This window comes from Solihabitans fulvus, assembly GCF_008386585.1.
GTDB lineage: Bacteria > Actinomycetota > Actinomycetes > Mycobacteriales > Pseudonocardiaceae > Solihabitans > Solihabitans fulvus.
Map to the genome: position 1 here is coordinate 1 of NZ_VUOB01000035.1, position 18,063 is coordinate 18,063.

The following is an 18,063-nucleotide window of genomic DNA, read 5'->3' on the forward strand; positions in this document are numbered from 1 at the left end:
CAACGGCACCGACGACACCTCGTTGAGGTAGGCCAGGTCCTCGGTCTTCTTCCACCCGGTGAGCAGCGCCGAGGTGGCGTTGTAGGTGACCCGTTCCCGCCGCAGCGTCCACGCCTCGGTGCGGGCCTGCAACGCCAGGTTGTAAACCTTCCGCACACAGCCAAACGTGCGCGACAGCTCCACTGCCTGCGCATCGGTGGGATAGAAGCGGTACTTGAACGCCCGCCTCACCAGCCTGGCCACCATCCACAATGTACACAGCTCGGTTGTGAACCCTGCGGCGGGGTGGGTGGCGGACGACGAACCGCACGGCGGCGGTTCGACTTTCCCTGCCGTGCTCCGCGGGGGTGTCGTTTCCCCCCAAGGCTGGGCCGCACCATCCGGCCGAACCCGCGCGGCCGAACCTGCACGGAGCGGACGTCAGCGACGGGACCGCGCCAGCCGGCCCACGACGGCCGCGCCAGCCACCAGCGCCACGGTCAGCACACCGAGCGTCACGTGGAAACTCAACCGCACGAACACCAACTGCGCCAACGACGCGCCGAGGAACAGCACGAAGGTGTTGGCCGCGACCGCCGCACCCCTGGCCTCCGGGGCCAACTCGGCGAGCAGGCCGACCAGGCTGGGCACGATCAGGCTGATGCCTCCAACGAACACCACGCTGCCCGCGATCACCGCGGCCAGCACGCCGCTCTGCTCCACCAGCAGGCCGGTCGCGGCGGACAGGTAGCCCGCGACCGCGAGTCGGCGCAGCGAACCGTGGCCGACCAACCGGTTCACCACCGGCGACACCACCAGGCCCAGCCCGCCAAGGGCTTCCACCGCCAGCAGCCCACCGGTGTCGAACCCGTGATCGCTGCGCAGCCACGACTCCAGCACCAGGTACATCCCCACGAAACTGCCGAACACCGTGCTGGCGCTGAGGAACACCGCAGCGGTGGCGCGGCGACCAGCCAGCATCGCGATCGCCGCGTAGACCGCGCGCCACGGCGCCGAGGTCGCCGGCCGGCCGCGCGCCAATACCAGCCACAGCAACGGTGTCGCGGCCGCGTAGCAGATCGCGACCGGCCAGAACGCGGCCTGCCACGGCGTGTGTCCGGCCACGACCTGGCCGTAGAGCTGGCCGACGATGCCCGCGCCGAGCAGCCCGGTGGTCAGCAACGACAGCGCCACCGGGCGGCGCGGGGCCGGGGCCCGTTCGGCGACGTAGGCCAGCGCGGCTGGCGCGAAACTGGACGCCGCAAGCCCTTGCGCCGCACGCAGACCGATGAACCAGTCCATCGTCGGGCTCACCGCCACCAACGCCGTGGTGACGGCCGTCGCCGCCGTGCCGAGCACCAGAATAGGGCGGCGGCCCACCCGGTCCGACAGCGGTCCACACACGAGGAAACCGATCGCGTAGGCCAGCCCGAACGCGCTGCCCGTCCACGAGGCCGTGCCGGCGTCGGTCCGAAACGCGTCCTGGATGCGGCCCGCGATCGGGATGGCCAGGTACAGCGACGCCGGAACGGCGAACGCCAGCGCCACCAGCAGCGCCAGCTGCCAACGGAACCGAGGGACGACGGCCGTGGCGGCTCGGGTCGAGGCGGTCATGCGCACCGTCCTTGGTGGCCGCGCGACGGCGCCTGGAACGAACCCCAGCCGTTCCAGACGCCGCGCCCGGCACTCAGAGCTCTTAACCCGCCAGACTTTCCAGGACCTTCACGGCGACCTTCGCCGAGGACGCCGGGTTCTGGCCGGTGATCAGGCGGCCGTCGACCACGACCTGCTCGGCGAAGTTCGGGGCCGTCTCCACGGTGGCGCCACGCTCGATCAGCGCGCTCTCCAACAGGAACGGCACCACCTCGGTCAGGCCGACCGCGGCCTCCTCCTCGTCGGTGAACGACGCGACCCGCCGGCCGGCGACCAGGTAGCTGCCGTCGGACAAGGCCAGGTTGACCAACGCCGCCGGCCCGTGGCAGACCGCGGCCACGACGCCGCCCCGCTCGTAGATCGCGGCGGCGAGTCCGGTCAGGTCCTTGGCGTCGGGGAAGTCCCACATGGTGCCGTGGCCGCCCGCGAACAGGATCGCGTCGTAGTCCGCCGGGTCGAGGTCGGCCGCGGTCGGCGTGTTCGCCAGCTGCTGCGCGATCTCCGGGCGGGCAAGGAAAGCGCCGACGACGCGGTCGTCCGGCTTGATGCCCTCCTGCGGCGGCCGACCGCCCGCGACCGACACGAAGTCCACCTGGTGACCGGCCTCGACGAAGACCTTGTGCGGGTGGGCCGCCTCCGGGACGTAGAAACCGGTGGCGCGTCCGGTGGACCCCAGCACGCCGTGGCTGGACAGGGCGATGAGAATTCTTTTCTGCGCGGACATTAAGCCCCTCCAACGGGATTGAATGTTTCCGGGAGCCAACTCGGGAAGCCGACAACGAATACGTTAGCTCGAACGCGGCAAAACTGGCCAATACAGTGGACATGCACCGGCCATAACCAAATTTATGTGCCGGACGCGGCCATCCGCGATTGACCGAGGTTGCCGGAACAGAGGCGGACTACCGCCACACCTGCGCCTTCATCAGCAGATGGGAGCGCACCACGTCCAGATGCGGTGAGGCCAACGCCCCTGCCCTGGTCGCCAGGTACAACGTGTTGATGGGCGGCACTTCGGGCATGTGCAGCGGAACTATCTCGCCGCTCTCCAACGCGGCGCTGCACAGGTAGGTCGGCAACACCGAGATGCCCGCACCCGCGGCGACCGCGGACAACACCCCGCGCAGGTCGGGCACGACCACTGCCGCGCTGACCTCCGGCGGATGCTCGAACACCGTCAACCAGTAGTGCCGCAACACCGGCAGGCTCTCGGCGTAGGCGAGGAGGGGGAATCCCTCCAGCGCCGACGCGCCCTCCGCCGCGAGCCGTTCCGCCGACACCTGCTCGGCGATCTCCGGCGCCGCCACGAGCGCGAACTCCTCGTCCATCAACGGCGTCGCGACGATGCCACGGCGCCGTGGCCGCACGGTCGACACCACGAGGTCGAGCTTGCTGGTGGCCAGCCCGGACAACAGGTCGTCGGGCATGCCGAGGGTGATGCGCAGCCGCAACCCGTCGCGGATCAGGTCGGCGAGCGCGGGCAGCAGGCGCACCGTGACCAGCTCGGTTGGCCCGCCGACGTAGAGGGTGTGGCTGCCCAATGTCTGCGGTTCGATGCTGCGCTGCAACGCGATCTCCAGCGCGTCCACGTGCGTCTCGATCCTGCGGGCCAGTTCCTGGCCGACCGGCGTCGGGACCGCGCCCTGGGGAACCCGTTTGAACAGCGGCTTTCCCAGGGTCTTCTCCAGGCTGCGGATCTGCGCGGTGACCGCGGGCTGGGAGATGCCCAGCTGTCGCGCCGCCTTGGTGAAGGATCCGGCTCGATGCGCCGCGAGGAAGGTGCGCAACAGTTCCATCTGCATCGGATCCCCCTGCTGACGCGAATAACGTCACCGGCGGCACAGCGGAACGCACACACCGTGCTACGTCCTGACCGTACTCCGCAGCAACGGCCACTGCGGCGTTTCGGACAGATCGCACATCGTCGGTCAGCGCGGCGTCCCGCAGTCGATGAGCGAGGGCCGGTCGATGCCGACGACTCGCTCCCGCGCGGCGATCGCGACGTGCTCGGCGGTGTGATAGCCCCACAGGGCCCACCGGGTTCGCGCACCGGTTTCCCGCACCCGCAACACGTTGGCCAGGTTGTCGTCGACGAACACGGCCGCCGCGGGTTCGACCAGGAACTCGGCGCAGATCCGCGACACCGCCGCCGCCTTGTCCCCGCACTCGCCCTCGATGTGCGCGACGGCGTCCGCGAGTCCGTGGTGCGCCAGGATGTCGGCGACGGACCCGGCGTCCTTGGCGGTGACGATCGCGACCTTGCCCGCGTGCCGGCGCAGCAGCTCCGGCATGCCCGGGTAGAGGGTGTGCAGGCCCAACCAGAACTCCGGCTGCCGCGACCGCAGCGCCGACCGCACCGCGCCCGCCCCGGCGACGAACCGCGCCACCAGCTCGGGCGGCAACCGCGCGAACAGTTCGTCGAAGCGCGCCTGGTCGCCGATGGCGGCGGCCTCCGCCAGATGCGCCACGACGAAGCGGTCCAACGTTCTGGAGTAGTCGCGCACGGTGCGGAACGCGCGCACGAAGTCCTCGGGCAGCCGGGCGAGCGCCTCGACCGCCACCGACACGACGTCGAACTCCGGCACGACGTGCAGGCCGAACCAGGTGACCAGCGCGCACTCCAGGAGCGCGTCGCACACGACGCCGTCGAAATCGAGCAACAGCATGTTTTTCCGTCTCCCCCGCTCACGACTGCCGGTGGCGGCGCCCCACGCGCCGCCACCGGCAGCTGTCCCCCAGGTGTATGGCTCAGACGCCGGCCGGCGCGACGACCCTGGTCCGGTCCAGCTCCTCGACCGTGCTGAACACGGCACGCATGAACGCGCCGACATAGCCGTAGTAGGAGCAGGTGATGATGTGGCCGTCGACGATGACGTCGCTGTCCACGACGTTGGCCCCGGCGTTCACGACGTCGTCGCGCAGACCGATGTAGGCGCAGGCCGTGCGGCCGCGCAGCACGCCGGCACTGACCATGATCCAGGGCCCGTGGCACAGCCCGGCGACGACCTTGCCGGCCCGGTCCATGGCCCGCACGAACTCCAGCACCTGCGCGTCCTGCCGCACCCGGTCGGGTGCCTCGTGGCCGCCGGTCAGCACCACGGCGTCGTAGCGGTCGACGTCGAGCTGGTCGAAGCCGATCAGCGGGTTGGCGGTCTTGTCCATCGGCAGCGGCACACCGTACTTGCCGACCGCGCTCGCGGCGCCCTTCGTCGCGACGTCGACGACCCAGCCCTCCTCCAGCAGCCGGTAGTAGGTGTAGACGACGTCGTGGTCCTGGAAACCCGGACCGGTAATGATCACTGCGTGACGGGTCATCTCGGTCTCTCCAAGGTGAGTCTCGGCGAACACGATCTAGGCGGCAGCACTGATGCTCAGGTAGTACTGGTCGGTCGCCGGGCTGATCCGGTTGTCCAGCCCGGTGAGGATCTCCACTTCCCCGTGTGCCAACCCGACGAGACCGAGTGGAACGTGGAAGATGTCCTGCGGACGACGGCGGTAGAAGATGTCCATGCCGGTGCGCAACGCGAAACCGAATCTGCCGTCGGGCGACCGGTCCCGCATGGCGGCGTTGGGGAGATAGGGCACCGTCCGCATCGGGTGGCCGTCGGCGGGCTCCGAGTCCGTCTCGTAGGGCGTCCCGGCCCGCGCGTAGTCGTCGCGATAGCGAATCAGGTCGAACTTGTTGCGGGGTAACTCGACCTCGATCAGCGCCAGCGGCTCGGCGCCGATGTTGCGGGTCGCGTGGAACGTGCCCCCGGCGATACGGACCATCGTGCCGGCGCGGACCAGGATCTCCTGCGTGAGCCCGATTGTGACGCCCTGACCCGACATGCACAGCAGGTAGGTGAGCTTGCGCGGATGCACGTGCATCGACGTGCTCCGACCGGGTTCGATGTGCAGGTTCCAGAAGTCGAAGAAGTCGTCCGCGTACGCGCGGTACTCGTACCCCCACGGCTTGGGAATGACGTCGCTGAGGTGGGCGTCCCCGTCGAACTGCTCGTTGCCGGGGCGCGCGCCCTGCCGCACCAACTCGCTCAGCGCGACAACATCCTCTGTTCCCACGTTCATGCGGAGCGGTAACGTTGAATCAATGACCTCCACCACAGAATTTCTGTCGAAGCTCTCGACGGTGTCCATGAATCATGTCCCCCATAAAGAAGTCAGCACAGGTTCTTCCGGACCGGCCCACCGCTCAGTCACGCGGCAAGGTGCTCCCCCAGCAACTTCGGCCGTGTGCCCGAGTCTATCCGTGCCAACAGAATAGGCCAATAAAAACACTTCGCCGAGACCATAGGAAAAGTTATCCTGCAATCTGGCTACAGTTGTCCGCAGCGAGTTCGACCACAATCGTTCGATCAGAACAGCGCTGGCCACTCCTCGCCCCGATCGCACTCCCACCCGCCTCGGCGCGGTCATCGCCGCGTCGACGGCGGTGGCCGCGACTCCCAGGACTGCGGAGGATCCATGGAGCAACCGAGGGCACTCATCGCGCTCAGCAGCACACGCGAGCTTCCCGACGGCCGCAGGTGCGGGTACTGGCTTCCGGAGGCCGCCTATCCCTGGTGGGCCCTGACCAAGGCGGGCTGGCAGGTCGACTTCGTCAGCACCAAGGACGGGGAACCACCGGTCGACGGCGTCGACCACTCCGACCCTCGGCAGCACCGCTTCCTGCTCGACGGGCACGCGCGGCGCGCCCTCGCGGCGACCCGCCGTGCCCGGCACTACGACCCAGGCGACTATCGGATCATCACCTTCGCGGGCGGCCGAGGGGCCATGTGGGACCTGCCGCACGACCACGAGCTCGCCGAGCTGACCGCCGGGATCTACCGCGCGGGCGGCGTCGTCGGCGCGGTCTGCCACGGCACGGCGGGCCTGCTCAACGTGCGGGTCGACGGCGTCGCCCTGGTCAGCGGCCGCAACGTCACGGGCTTTTCCGAGGAGGAGGAACGCACCGTCGGTCTCGTCGCCGAGATCCCGTTCTTCCTCGGCGACGAGCTCGCCGCGCGCGGCGCGCACTACCTGTGCGGGCCGCCGCTGCGGGAGCACATCGTCACCGACGAACGCCTGGTGACCGGCCAGAACCCGGCCTCGGCGCCGAGGGCCGCCGACGAGTTGTTGGCGGCCGCCACCAAGACTGTGGGCGCCTCGTCCGTGCCGTGACCGCGTTGCCGGGCCGAACGCGCCGCCCGACACCGTGTTCGAGACCGTCGGCGAGTGTGGACGTTCCCGGCGGCGAGGTGTTGCGAGGATGTCGAGAACGGCGCGGCGGCTCCGTCCCAGGGGCGGACGCGGCGACCACGGCCGCACGACACCAGGGAGACCCAGCATGACGATCCAGCGGATGGACAACGTCCTCATCGTTGTCGAAGACCTCGACGCTGTTATCTCGTTCTTCGTGGAACTCGGCATGGAGCTGATGGGCAGGGGGCCGATCGAGGGACGTTGGGTGGAGCGGGTCATCGGGATCGACGATGTCCGGCAGGAGGTCGCCATGCTGCGGACCCCGGACGGTCACGGCCGAATCGAGCTGGCGATGTTCCACACGCCGAAGGCGGTCAGCGCCGAGCCGAAGGAGGCACCGGCGAACACGCTGGGCATTCGTCGCATCATGTTCGCCGTCGACGACATCGACGACGTCGTCGCCCGCCTCCGCGCCCTCGGCGCCGAACTCGTCGGCGAGGTGGCGCAGTACGAGGACAGCTACCGACTCTGCTACGTCCGCGGCCCCGAGGGCATCATCGTCGGCCTGGCCGAACAGCTGAGCTGACGGTGCGGACACCCGCCGCCCCTATCGAGTGCATGCGCAACGCCCTCGGCCCCGCCACCAGTGCGCGGTACCCGGTCACACTGGCGTGACCGGGCACCGGCCATTGGGGCGGTGCGGCTACCTTCTGGTCCAGGTCTGGTTGGGGCCGGCGCTGCACGTCCACAGCTGTAGCGGGCTGTTGTTTCCGGTGGCACCGTTGGCGACGTCAAGACAGAGCCCCGACTGGACGCCCCGGATGGTCCCGTCGGGGGCGAAGGTCCACTTCTGGTTCTGTCCGCCGGAGCAGTCGTAGATGATCACCTTGGTGTAGTTCGTGGTTCCGCCACCTGAGGCGTCCAGACACTTGCCCATGGTGGCCAGCGTCTGGTCGGCGGCGTAGGTCCATTTCTGGTTCTGCGCGCCGTTGCAGTCGTAGATGATGACCTGGGTGTCGTTCTGCGTGGACGCTCCTGGGTCATCGAGGCAGCGTCCGGATCCGACGCCGACCAGGGTGTGGGTGCCTGGCGGCACAGTGCCGCCGGGAATGCCGATGGTCGCGGGCCCGAGGGTCCTGGGGCCGGTGGCGGGCGTGCCGGTCACGGCGGCGACGGTCATCCCGGAGACTGGAGCGTCGACCGGCTCGACCAGGTACGAGGAGCCCTGCACGGCGGGGATCGAGAGCTGCGCGGCGGTCGTTCCTGCGACGACGACGGTCTTCTCGTCGGCGCCGTCGACAACCTCGACCCGCCTGCCGGGCCACGGACTGCGGACCGTGATGGTGCCGGTGGAGCCGGCGTTGATCCCCACCGTCCCGATCACCCCACCGTGGACCTGGACCGATGCCCTGCTGTTGCCGTGGATGAACACCGTGCCCTCGGCGTCCCATCCCTGGGGCAGTGCCGGGGCGATGCGCAGCACGCCGTCGTAGTCCTGCACGAGGGCCTCGTTGAGGGCTGCGGCGACGACGCCCTGCTGCTCGCCGTAGGGCTCGTCGCCGACGAAGGTGGCCAGGCCGGAGGGCAGCTTCTGGTACTGCTTGGTGAGGCCAACCAAGGTGCTGGCCAGGTTCGCGCCGTCGCCCAGTCGCGCCGCCTGCAACGGGTCATAGCTCCAGTCGTTGGCCAACGTGTTGGGACGGTTGGCGAAAGTCCGCTTTGCCAGCTCGGACAGGCCGCCCTGATCGCCGATCAGGCCGTAGGGCCACACCGGCTCCAGACCGATGTTCTCGCTGTTGTTCGACGAGGCGGTCACGTCGTAGGACGGGGCGATCATGTCGGCGCCGGCCGCGTCGTCGGAGGGCGACAGAAGCGTGCGCTGTGTCGCGATGTCGGTGCGGGGCAGCGGGCGCAGCTGTCGCTGGGCGGCGGTGAGCTGGCCGATCAGCGGGTCGTTGCCCTTGCCGAGCACGGAGGCGGCCTGGATCGTCGCCGGGAACAGGGCCTGCATCGCGGCGATGTCGGTCGTGGGGTCGTGCACGTCCCACTGCGTCTCGTGCGCGTTGGACGGGAAGGTGTGCCGGTAGCCGTCGGAGCCGACGGTGGAGTAGGCCAGCAGGAACCTGCTCGCCTCCGCCAACAGTGGGTAGTTGGTCGACAGGAAGCCGCGGTCGTTGGTGGTCAGGTACTGCTGCCACACCCACAGGCCCACCTCGGCCCCGGTGGTGATGGTGCGCGCGTTGTAGTACGGCCCGACCGAGGAGTCGCACAGCACCGGCGTGGAGGACAGCCACGTCTCGTACTCGTAACCCGCCCCGTTGAACCGCATCGTCTCCGGGACGCAGATCCCGGCCCTGTTGTTCAGGTGAGCCCGGGTCCACGCCTGGATGTTGGCCAGATTCTGTTGGTACAGCCGGAAGTACGGGGTGTTCAGGTCGAACGCGCCCGCGGAGATGTTGGCCTGGACCTGCATCCGCATGTTCCAGTGCCAATACGCGCCGGGACTCCACTTGTGTGCGTCCTGATAGGGGGAGAACAGATCCGCGACACCCGCCTGCGAACCCGGCACCGTGCCTCGACTCTGGGCCGCGGCGTCGTAGAGGTCCAGGGTGCGCAGGTTCTCCAGGTAGTCCGCCGAGCCGTCGGACGAGGAGAGCTTGACCAGCCCGACCCGCCCCCAGAATCCGTGCCACCAGGCCAGGTGCCCCGACCGGAGCGCGGCCGAGGACACCTCGGCATCCGTGCCGATCAGCGCGGACGCCGCGGCCTGCGCGTCGCCGCCGGACCATCGCGGCGCGGCGGCGATCACCCGGAACGAGCCGTCGGAGCGTGGCGTGACGCTGACCTGCACCGTCCGCGAGTCCACCGTGGAGGTCGAGACGCGGGAACCGCCGGCGGTCACCGCCGCCAGCGAACCGTAGGTGTTGCCGGTGTGTCCCGGTTCAGAGTCGTCCACCCACGTCTCGGCCAGCGTGGCGATCGAGGTTCCCGTCTCGGCCTGCGGCGAGCGGCCCGACCACAACGCCACCTCGGCCGTCTGCGTCGTGGCCGGGTCGGCGCCGGTGACGTCGACGACCAACTCGTCCTTGTCGGCACGCAGGTAGATCGTCGCGGTCATGCCGCCGCCGGACTCGTACAACACGCCGTCGTAGACATCCAGGTGGGCCGCGAAGTTCGGCGCACCGGTCAACGCGGCCAGCCCCGGGATCGTCAACCAGCCCGGCGACCTGCGGTCGGGCAGCGTGTCGACGCGGTTGAGCTGGGCGGTGAACCCGCCAGCCGCCCACACCGCCGCCCCGAAGCTCCCGTTGCCCAACGGCATCGCCTGCGCCTGGGTCGTGTTCGGGGCGGCCAGCACGACGTCCGACCGGCGCACCAGCCCGGCGTGGTCGACCGAGAACGCCCCCGACGACCAGGCCGTGGTGCCCGCCGCGGCGGGTGCCGCAGGGGCCGCGACGGCCACCGTGCTCATCGCCACGAGGATGGCGGTCGCGCCGCGCGCCGCGACGGACCGGACCGTGCTCAACCGTGTCATGCCAACTCCCTTGCAGGGTGGTGGTGTGTGCCGGCGGCTCTGCGTTGTGGCGATGCCGCCCCAGTCAGTTCGGCATGGTCCACTTCTGGTTGGTGCCGCCGATGCAGGCGTAGATGATCAGCTGTGTCCCGTTGACCGCGGTCCCGCTCGGGTCGTCGAGGCAGATTCCTGGCGAGGCCGCCGACTGCGCGCTCTTCAGCGTGCCGTCGGCCTGTGGCAGCCACTTCTGGTTCGCGCCGCCGTTGCACTCCCACACCTCGACCGGGGTGAGGTTGGCCGTGCCCTGACCGGTGACGTCCAGGCACAGGCCGTCGTGGGTGAGCGCGCCGTTGGCCGCCGCCCACACCTGCTCGGCGTGGCCGTCGCAGTCGTACAACTGGGCCGGATTGCCCTTGTCGGTCGCGTTGACCAGGCTGGTCGCGCCGACCTTGACGCACTTACCCGCCAGGCCGGAGGTGATCGGGCCGACGTGGGCGATCGGGTTCGTGCCCGGTGTGACGGCGAAGTTGTCGAACTGGTCGGTCCGGAAGTCGCCGACGCCCAACCCCGCCTGACCGTTGGGGTAGGAGGAATCCGTGGCGGTGCCGAGCCGCGTGCCGTCCACCGCGGCGGTGAGCACGGAGTCCTGCATGGTCAGCGCGATGGTGTGCCAAGTGTTGGTGCCCAACGGGTTGGTCGCCCCCGAGGCCAGCGTGGTGGTGGCCCAGCTTTGGTCGGTCTTCACGATCGACCACGCGCCGCCGTCGGTCACGCGCAGGTGGTAGGCGTCCAGACCGTTGTTGTTCTTGGCCTGTCGCATGACCCTGCCAAGGACTTCGACGGTGCCGGGCCGCTCCAGCATCGTGTCGACGCTGACCGTGTAGTTGCTCCACGCGAAGTCGCCCATGATGCTGTAGGGCCCGTAGTACTTCTCGTCGGTCCACCGGACCGGAAGGGCGGGAGCCATCTGACGCAGGCACCCTCCGGTGCGCCCGCCGCCGCAGGCCACCCGCTGGAACGCGCCCTCCATGTCGGAGAAGTACTTCGGCGACGTGCTGGCGGCCGGGGTGTCGAAGTTGTCCCGGTAGGGCAGGGAAAGCCGCGCGGTGGGCGGCGGGGTCGCGGTGCCCTTGGCTCTCGCCGGCAGCGTCGTGGTGGCGGTGTAGACGTACCCGGGTTGCAGGGTCACCGTGTAGTGGCCGCCGGACGGGGTGATGTCGGGCTGGCGGACGAACCAGTCGGCCGGGTTGGCGGACTTCACGTTCGTGGCCCACACGTGCACTCTGCCGGTGGACAGGCCGCCGGTGACCGCGACGTCGACGGTCTGGGCCGCGGTCGCGTCCATCGTCTCGAACACCGTGCTGTAGTCGGAGTTGTTGGTGGACTTCAGGGTGACGTGGCTGCCCTGGCCGCCAAGGTAGCCGCTGGCGGAGTCGATGTAGTGCCAGCCGGGCCGGGTGAACTGGGTGGTCTGCGCGGTGACCCACGTGGTCTTGCCGATGTCGTAGTGCCCCGACCACGGCTGGTTGGCCACCGACATGCCGTCGTCGGAGAAGAACAGGTTCGGGTACTCCGCACCGATGACCGGCCAGTTGAGGTAGGCGGTCATCCTGGCGTCGATGTAGTCCCGGTTGAGCGCCCGCGCGACCGACGTCGCGCCGATGTGATAGTCCAGCGAACCGTTCTCGCTGGCCCACAGCGGATTGCCGAGCGACTGGGCGGAGCCGATGCTGCCGCAGGAGGTGAAGGAGCCGCCGTAGCCGCACGGGTAGTGCACGCCGACGATGTCGACTGCAGCCTTGAAGGCCGGGTCGGCGCCCATGTCGTTGGCCACTGACCAGTCGTTGTCACCGCCGACGATCTTGGTCGAGGCGTAGCCGCCCTGCGCCAACGCGGGCTTGAGCTTCTCGTACCAGGCCTTGGCAGTGGCGTCGCCGCCGTAGTAGCGCTCGTTCCAGCCGCCGAGGTAGTCGATGGCCAGGTGATGCTGCTTGGCGCAGCCGAGCCACTGCACCAGGTAGGTGATCGCGTTGTCGGTGTAGAAGTAGTTCGCGGTGGGATTGACCCAGCTCGGCGCGCCCCAGGACAGGCCGTAGAGCTTGATGTCGGGGTTGCGGGCCTTGGCCTGTTCGGCCAGCCACCACTCGTAGCCCTGGTTGCAGTCCACGGTGTCGGCGGTGTGCATGTGGCTGGCCTCTGCACCGTCGGTGGAGTTGGTGTCGCCACCGATCTCGAGCTTGAGCAGCTGGAGCGAGGCCCCGTAGCCGGGCTTGAACAGGTAGTCGAGGAGCTGGCTGCGCTGCGGTTCCGGATAGTCGATCAGCAGTCGGGAGTTGCCGCCGCCGCCACTGATCGCCCCGACGCCGTCGAAGATCCGGCCCGGCTTGCCGCCGTCCACGGTGATCGAGGTCGAACTCGCCGCGTGCGCGGGCGCGGCGAGGACGAACAGGCCGCCAAGCAACGCCGCGAGGGCCGCGAGGACGGGGAAACGACGTTGTGCCAACGAAGTCATGGTGGCTCCTTCGCGTGCTGTCCATTCCGGAGTGACCCGAGGGTGCGGCTGGGGCGGCGGCTGGTTTCGCTCGACGGCAGGGAAAGCCGAGCGAAACCAGCCGCCGCCGGTCACCGGGCAGGGTCGGCGACCCGGGGCCCCTGATCCGGCCGCGCTGTGCCGGCGCGCGGCGTCGTGGGACTCAGCCGGCGTTGATCTGGGTGAGGCTGAGGGTCTGCTCGGCAGCGGACCGAGATCCGCCGACGGGGTTGCCGGTGGTGTCGGTCCAGGACCGGGCGGGAGTGGTCTCGACGAGCCGTTTGTTGTTCGCCGACATGGCCAACACCAGTCCGCTGTAGCGGTTGACCAGCCGGTAGGCCCCGTTTCTGCCGGGGATGAGGAACCACTGCTGTCCGACGCCGTAGCCGCCAGGCCCGGCCGCGTTGGTGACGGTGGGCTTGGCGCCCCAGGCGCGGTTGGCCGTCTTCCTGGAGTCGACGCCGAGGGCCTGCCGGGTGGCGACGTTGACGATGGCGCACACACGGTCGCTGGTGCAGTCGAAGCGCCACGCCGCCAGGTCCGAGCCCGCGCCCGCGCCAAGCGAGGTGGTGGCGGTGCTGCCGGAGACCTGGGCGAGCAGGCGCCCTGACCCGTTGCCGATCCGATAGGTCTTGGCCGGGTCGACCGGCAGGCCGACCCTCGGGGTGGCGTCGATGGTCACGCTCGCGTACTCGCCGTCGGAGTTCGCGCAGGCGATGGCGCAGTACGCCCGGAAGGTCCCGCCGACGACGGTGGAGTTCGTCCTGTTCTGGCCGTCGAGGAACCAGCGGTACCAGGAGTCGGACTTGTAGTCGCCGGAATCGCCGACATAGCGCCACCGCTGGGTGGCCAGGTCGTCGGTGACGTAGTACTTCTGCGACACCTTCGCCGACTGGTCCACCGCTTCGGGCGTGCCGACGTACAGGCCGAGGGCGGCGTCGTAGGCGATGTTCATGACGAACAGCTCCGACTTCGACGGCAGCGTGCCGGCCGCGATCTGCTGGTCCACGGTGCCCTTGTTGGCCGGGTTGTAGTCGTGGCCGATCGGCGTGTAGCCGGACGGGTTTGCCGCGGTCGCCGGCTCCATGTTGCTCTCCTTGCCGCCAACCCCCGGCTGCGACCAGGAGCCGTCGTACCACTTCTGCCAGGAGCCCGCGGCCATCTTCTGCGACATCGGCGCGCGGGCGACGTGCGCGAGGCCGTCAGTGCTGCCTGGTGTACCGACCTTGGGCACGACCCGGGAACCGTAGTACACGTAGAAGTAGCCTGAGGCGGGGTCGGCGAACAGGCGCGGGTCGCCGTCGCCGTAGTAGAAGGTCTCGTTCGGGAACGCCGCGGTGTCGCCGCGCTTGGTGCTGTAGGGGGAGGTGATGATGTGGCTCTTGATCGTCCACACCCTCCCCTGGTTGGTCGACACCGCAAGGTCGATGGAGTCGTAGTGCGAGAAGGACCTGGCCCCGAACGGCTCGGGGGTGAACTCGTTGTGCACCAGGCCGTACCAGGCGCCGGTGTCCGGGTCGACCCAGACCCCGACCAGGTCGCAGAAGTTCTTCTGGGAGTAGCCCGAGCCCGCAGGCGGGTCGGTGGCCTCCTTGCCGGTGGGGCTGTTGTTGCAGCGCCAGGTCGTGTCGTTGTTCCGGTCCTTGGGGTTGGCCGGGTTCACCGCGTCGCTGATCGGTGACTTCGTGGCGGCGTCGAAGTCCGTGCCGGTGTAGAAGTCCCATACCCGAGGGTCGTTCTTGCCGTACAGCGCGGCGGACTGCTGGAAGTAGAACCTGCCGTCCTTGTCCGTGAACGGGCTGGCTGGCGTGTCGGTCGGGTACTTGTACGGGCTGGTTGGCCCGACCGTGATGGTGTAGCTGGCGTCCGGCGGCGACGCCGACGCGGCCGGTGGCGCCAGCGCGCCGACCGTGGCCAGAGCCACGACAGCGGCGGCGACACTCGTCTTGAGGCGTAGCACTTGTGGTCCTTTCGTTGATCCGCGCGACAGCCGGATTCGGGCGCGCCGTGGCGTGCCGTTCTCGGAGAAGGCCTCGTGGACCGCCGGCGCTGGGCGATCCGTGGGGCGAGATGGGGCGATGACGGGCAGGGGACGCATCGCGCTCCTGACTGTGAGGCAGGACACAGAGTGGTCACGCTTGACGGAGATACTATGAGCCAAAGTGAGCATAAGTCAACAGTTTCGATCATCTTCAGACAGAAGCGTGCATCTTCACCGGTTCCGACGACGAGGCGACCCAAGAGCAAACCCGGTCAGACAAGGGATTCCCGCTCGAAGCCGCGCCAGGCCGGCCGTCGGCCGATTGTTCCCTGTTGTCCACAGATGGTCGACTCGTGCGCGCCAGTGCAAAGAAGTGCGCACCATTCGCCCAACAACACGCACTCCTCCCCCGCTGTCGCGTCGCTGGCCCGAACCCGACCCAGCAGATCGTCACCACCGCGTCGATCGCCCAGCGAACGCCGGATCCGGCGCGAGCCCCCTGGCGGGTCCAGGCGCGGTCCTCCCTGGCCGGCACGCGTGTCGGCCAGGTCCTTGCGCATCGGCCGGACCCCTGTCGAAACTGTGGCGAACAGACCCTGACGGGGTGCCAGGTACCGTGCCGACCGATCTGTTCCGGCGAGTGCGTGATGGTGGGGGTACGCGAATGGACCTGGAACTTCGCCACCTGCGGGTCCTGTGCGCGATCGCCGATGCCGGGAGCGTCGCGCGGGCCGCCGGCATCCTCGGCTACTCGCAACAGGCGCTCAGCGCCCAGCTGCGCCGCATCGAACGCCACTTCGGACAACCGCTGTTCGAGCGGAGCCCGGCTGGTGTGGAGCCGACCACGTGCGGCCTGGAGATCCTCGCCCAGTCGCGCGACGTCCTGGCCAGGGTCGGCAGGCTCGGCCGGACGACCGGGTCCACCGCTGATCGAATCCGGGCACTGCGGCTGGCCGCGACCAACTCACCGGTCCTGGCCGGGACGGCGGCCAGGGTCCGTAGCCACCTGCCGGACCTGGCGCTGACGGTCAGCAGCGTCTACGCGTCCTCGGACATCGTCGACCTGCTGGAGCGCGGCGAACTGGACGCCGCGATCGCCGTGGACTATCCGGGGCTGGAACTGCGGCACTCCGATGCCGTCGCGCATCGGGGCATCATCACCGAGCCCGCCTTCGTGGCGCTGCCGGCCCACCACACGCTGCGGCACAACCTCCAGATCGCGCTGACCGACCTGGCCGGCGAGGCCTGGTTCCTGACCCCGGATGACGGGGCGGGCTGGCCGGGGATCTTCTACGCGGCGTGCGCGACCGCCGGATTCGTGCCGGCGAGGGTGCACGAGTTCCTCGGCGACCACCTGCAACTACAGAACATGATCGCCGAGGGGCTAGGGGTCTCTCCGGTGCAGGCCACGACCCGGCCCATCCCCGGGGTGATCGTGAAGGCGTTGGTCGGCACACCGCTGTGGTGCCGCTACCTGCTGGCCTGGCGGCGGGACGGCGTGCCCGACTCGGTCGCCGAGGCACTGTTCGCCTCGGCCAGCGCGACCTACCGCGACCTCATCGCCCAGGCGCCGCACTTCCAGGCGTGGGCATCGCGCACGTACGCGGCGACCCGCTCGTAGGAGTCCACGCATCGGGCCGGCGCGACGCCCGTGCCCGATCGACGCACCGCTGACCCGGCGACGCCGGATGTTGTGGCCCAGCCACCGGTTGTGCTGTACCCCGACCCATTGTCGCCGGCGGAACTCAGTGCAATGTTACGTAGCACAGATTCGAGCCCTGCCCGCAACGCTGAGCCCGAGTCCACACCGGCACTGATCCGCCGATCTGAGAACGCGCCCGGCCGGCCACAAGTCGGTCGGGCCGCCGCCGAACCAACCTACCCCGAGGTGAGCCAGCTCCATGAATCCGCGCATGGCCGTGACCGACCACGTCTTCACCGTCCCGCTGGACCACGACGATCCCGACGGCGCCACCATCGAGGTGTTCGCCCGCGAGGTCGCCGACCCCGCCCGCAGCCCGGACAAGCTGCCGTGGCTGGTGTTCCTGCAAGGCGGACCAGGAGGGAAATCCCCTCGGCCGAACGGCGACTACCCCGGCTGGCTCGCCCGCGCGCTGCGGACCCACCGCGTGCTGCTGCTGGACCAGCGCGGCACCGGCCGCAGCACACCGGTGACGCCGACGTTCGCGGCAGGGTTCGCGGCGGGCAAGGATCTCGCCCGGTACCTGTCGCTGCACCGGGCCGACGCCATCGTGCGCGACGCCGAGCTGATCCGGCGGAAGCTGTGCGGCGACGAGCCGTGGGAGACCCTCGGCCAAAGCTACGGCGGGTTCATCACCCTGACCTACCTTTCCCTTGCCCCCGAGGGGCTGCGCGCCTGCCACGTCACCGGCGGCCTCTCCGGCCTGGACGCCCGCGCGGACGACGTCTACCGCCGCACCTATCCCAGGGTCGAGGCCAAGAACCGCGAGTACTACGCGCGCTATCCCGAGGACGTCGCGACGGTCCGCCGGGTCGCCGACCTCGCCGCCACCGGACGCGTCGTCCTGCCCGACGGCGACAAGCTCACACCGCAGCGGCTCCGCACCCTCGGCCTGGCCTTCGGCATGGGCGACGGCTACGAGCGCATCCACTGGATCTTCGACGAGGCCTTCGACGCGTCCGGTCAACTCACCGACACCTTCCTGCTCCAGGTCATGCAGCAGACCGGTTTCGTCGACAACCCGCTGTTCACGATCCTCCAGGAGCCCTGCTTCGCCCAGGACGGGATCCCGATCGACTGGGCGGCCCACCGCATCATGCGCGAACACCCGAACTTCGCCGCCGATGCGGACCCGCTGTTGTTCACCGGGGAGATGATCTATCCCTGGATGTTCGAGGAGATCAGGGCCCTGCGGCCGTTCGCCGAAGCCGCCGAACTGCTCGCGGCCTGGACCGAGTGGCCGCCGCTGTACGACGCGGACCGCCTCGCCGCGAACAAGGTGCCGCTCGCCGCGGCCGTCTACCACGACGACATGTACGTCGACGCCGAGCTGTCCCTCCGCACCCTGCGACACCTGGGTTCGGCGCGGGCGTGGGTGACCAACGAGTGGGAGCACGACGGCGTGAACGCGTCGGGAGACGTCGTGCTGTCGCGGCTGATGGACATGAACGCCGGACGGTGCTGACAACCGCCCCGAGAAGCCCTTCGTTCACCAAGGCCTGATGACGGGCCACGGCAACCGA

Annotated in this window: 14 protein-coding genes; 4 read left to right on the forward strand and 10 right to left on the reverse strand. The window is 69.4% G+C overall.

The features are described from left to right. The 7 genes from F0L68_RS19795 to F0L68_RS19825 form a co-directional block, all read right to left on the reverse strand. Nucleotides 1–243: helix-turn-helix domain-containing protein (locus tag F0L68_RS19795; RefSeq protein ID WP_223198958.1), on the reverse strand; the 243-nt coding region annotated here is incomplete at its 3' end. 177 nt (nucleotides 244–420) lie between these two features. Further along, the gene (locus F0L68_RS19800) at nucleotides 421–1,593 is read right to left on the reverse strand and encodes an MFS transporter (RefSeq protein WP_149851107.1); all 1,173 of its coding nucleotides are present in this window, start codon (nucleotides 1,591–1,593) and stop codon (nucleotides 421–423) included. 82 nt (nucleotides 1,594–1,675) lie between these two features. After that, complete coding sequence (locus tag F0L68_RS19805) at nucleotides 1,676–2,356, reverse strand: type 1 glutamine amidotransferase domain-containing protein (RefSeq protein ID WP_149851108.1); 681 nt, start codon at nucleotides 2,354–2,356, stop codon at nucleotides 1,676–1,678. Between the two features lie 178 nt (nucleotides 2,357–2,534). Continuing rightward, nucleotides 2,535–3,434: a LysR family transcriptional regulator gene (locus F0L68_RS19810; RefSeq protein ID WP_149851109.1), complete on the reverse strand. Its 900-nt coding sequence runs from the start codon at nucleotides 3,432–3,434 to the stop codon at nucleotides 2,535–2,537. A gap of 126 nt (nucleotides 3,435–3,560) precedes the next feature. Further along, the gene (locus F0L68_RS19815; RefSeq protein ID WP_149851110.1) at nucleotides 3,561–4,298 is read right to left on the reverse strand and encodes an HAD family hydrolase; all 738 of its coding nucleotides are present in this window, start codon (nucleotides 4,296–4,298) and stop codon (nucleotides 3,561–3,563) included. Nucleotides 4,299–4,380: 82 nt separating this feature from the next. Further along, a complete protein-coding gene (locus F0L68_RS19820) occupies nucleotides 4,381–4,947 on the reverse strand; it encodes a type 1 glutamine amidotransferase domain-containing protein (protein ID WP_149851111.1) in 567 nt (188 codons plus the stop codon). 36 nt (nucleotides 4,948–4,983) lie between these two features. After that, on the reverse strand, nucleotides 4,984–5,700 hold the full coding sequence (locus F0L68_RS19825) for a cupin domain-containing protein (RefSeq protein ID WP_149851112.1): 717 nt from the start codon (nucleotides 5,698–5,700) through the stop codon (nucleotides 4,984–4,986). Between the two features lie 396 nt (nucleotides 5,701–6,096). Here F0L68_RS19825 and F0L68_RS19830 point away from each other — a divergent pair, with 396 nt between their 5' ends. Together F0L68_RS19830 and F0L68_RS19835 are read left to right on the forward strand one after the other, a co-directional pair. Next, nucleotides 6,097–6,792 (forward strand): type 1 glutamine amidotransferase domain-containing protein, encoded by a 696-nt coding sequence (locus tag F0L68_RS19830; protein WP_149851113.1) that lies wholly within the window; start codon nucleotides 6,097–6,099, stop codon nucleotides 6,790–6,792. Between the two features lie 166 nt (nucleotides 6,793–6,958). After that, entirely contained in the window at nucleotides 6,959–7,399 is a 441-nt protein-coding gene (locus F0L68_RS19835; RefSeq protein WP_149851114.1) for a VOC family protein, read from the forward strand. A 117-nt stretch (nucleotides 7,400–7,516) separates the two neighbouring features. Here the strand turns inward: F0L68_RS19835 and F0L68_RS19840 are convergent, their stop codons facing one another. From F0L68_RS19840 to F0L68_RS19850, 3 genes are all read right to left on the reverse strand, one after another. Continuing rightward, entirely contained in the window at nucleotides 7,517–10,348 is a 2,832-nt protein-coding gene (locus F0L68_RS19840; RefSeq protein WP_149851115.1) for an RICIN domain-containing protein, read from the reverse strand. 64 nt (nucleotides 10,349–10,412) lie between these two features. Then, nucleotides 10,413–12,839 (reverse strand): ricin-type beta-trefoil lectin domain protein, encoded by a 2,427-nt coding sequence (locus F0L68_RS19845; protein ID WP_149851116.1) that lies wholly within the window; start codon nucleotides 12,837–12,839, stop codon nucleotides 10,413–10,415. A gap of 181 nt (nucleotides 12,840–13,020) precedes the next feature. Next, complete coding sequence (locus F0L68_RS19850) at nucleotides 13,021–14,817, reverse strand: RICIN domain-containing protein (protein WP_149851117.1); 1,797 nt, start codon at nucleotides 14,815–14,817, stop codon at nucleotides 13,021–13,023. A 685-nt stretch (nucleotides 14,818–15,502) separates the two neighbouring features. Between F0L68_RS19850 and F0L68_RS19855 the strand changes: the two genes are divergently transcribed. Both F0L68_RS19855 and F0L68_RS19860 read left to right on the forward strand, forming a co-directional pair. Then, entirely contained in the window at nucleotides 15,503–16,459 is a 957-nt protein-coding gene (locus tag F0L68_RS19855; RefSeq protein ID WP_149851118.1) for a LysR family transcriptional regulator, read from the forward strand. A gap of 280 nt (nucleotides 16,460–16,739) precedes the next feature. After that, on the forward strand, nucleotides 16,740–18,005 hold the full coding sequence (locus F0L68_RS19860) for an alpha/beta fold hydrolase (RefSeq protein ID WP_149851119.1): 1,266 nt from the start codon (nucleotides 16,740–16,742) through the stop codon (nucleotides 18,003–18,005). Nucleotides 18,006–18,063 lie beyond the last annotated feature (58 nt).

Bases quoted from the DNA above. Each gene is read 5' to 3' on its own strand.
- F0L68_RS19800 (WP_149851107.1), bottom strand. From the start codon at position 1,593: ATGACCGCCTCGACCCGAGCCGCCACGGCCGTCGTCCCTCGGTTCCGT.
- F0L68_RS19805 (WP_149851108.1), bottom strand. From the start codon at position 2,356: ATGTCCGCGCAGAAAAGAATTCTCATCGCCCTGTCCAGCCACGGCGTG.
- F0L68_RS19810 (WP_149851109.1), bottom strand. From the start codon at position 3,434: ATGCAGATGGAACTGTTGCGCACCTTCCTCGCGGCGCATCGAGCCGGA.
- F0L68_RS19815 (WP_149851110.1), bottom strand. From the start codon at position 4,298: ATGCTGTTGCTCGATTTCGACGGCGTCGTGTGCGACGCGCTCCTGGAG.
- F0L68_RS19820 (WP_149851111.1), bottom strand. From the start codon at position 4,947: ATGACCCGTCACGCAGTGATCATTACCGGTCCGGGTTTCCAGGACCAC.
- F0L68_RS19825 (WP_149851112.1), bottom strand. From the start codon at position 5,700: ATGAACGTGGGAACAGAGGATGTTGTCGCGCTGAGCGAGTTGGTGCGG.
- F0L68_RS19830 (WP_149851113.1), top strand. From the start codon at position 6,097: ATGGAGCAACCGAGGGCACTCATCGCGCTCAGCAGCACACGCGAGCTT.
- F0L68_RS19835 (WP_149851114.1), top strand. From the start codon at position 6,959: ATGACGATCCAGCGGATGGACAACGTCCTCATCGTTGTCGAAGACCTC.
- F0L68_RS19840 (WP_149851115.1), bottom strand. From the start codon at position 10,348: ATGACACGGTTGAGCACGGTCCGGTCCGTCGCGGCGCGCGGCGCGACC.
- F0L68_RS19845 (WP_149851116.1), bottom strand. From the start codon at position 12,839: ATGACTTCGTTGGCACAACGTCGTTTCCCCGTCCTCGCGGCCCTCGCG.
- F0L68_RS19855 (WP_149851118.1), top strand. From the start codon at position 15,503: ATGGACCTGGAACTTCGCCACCTGCGGGTCCTGTGCGCGATCGCCGAT.
- F0L68_RS19860 (WP_149851119.1), top strand. From the start codon at position 16,740: ATGAATCCGCGCATGGCCGTGACCGACCACGTCTTCACCGTCCCGCTG.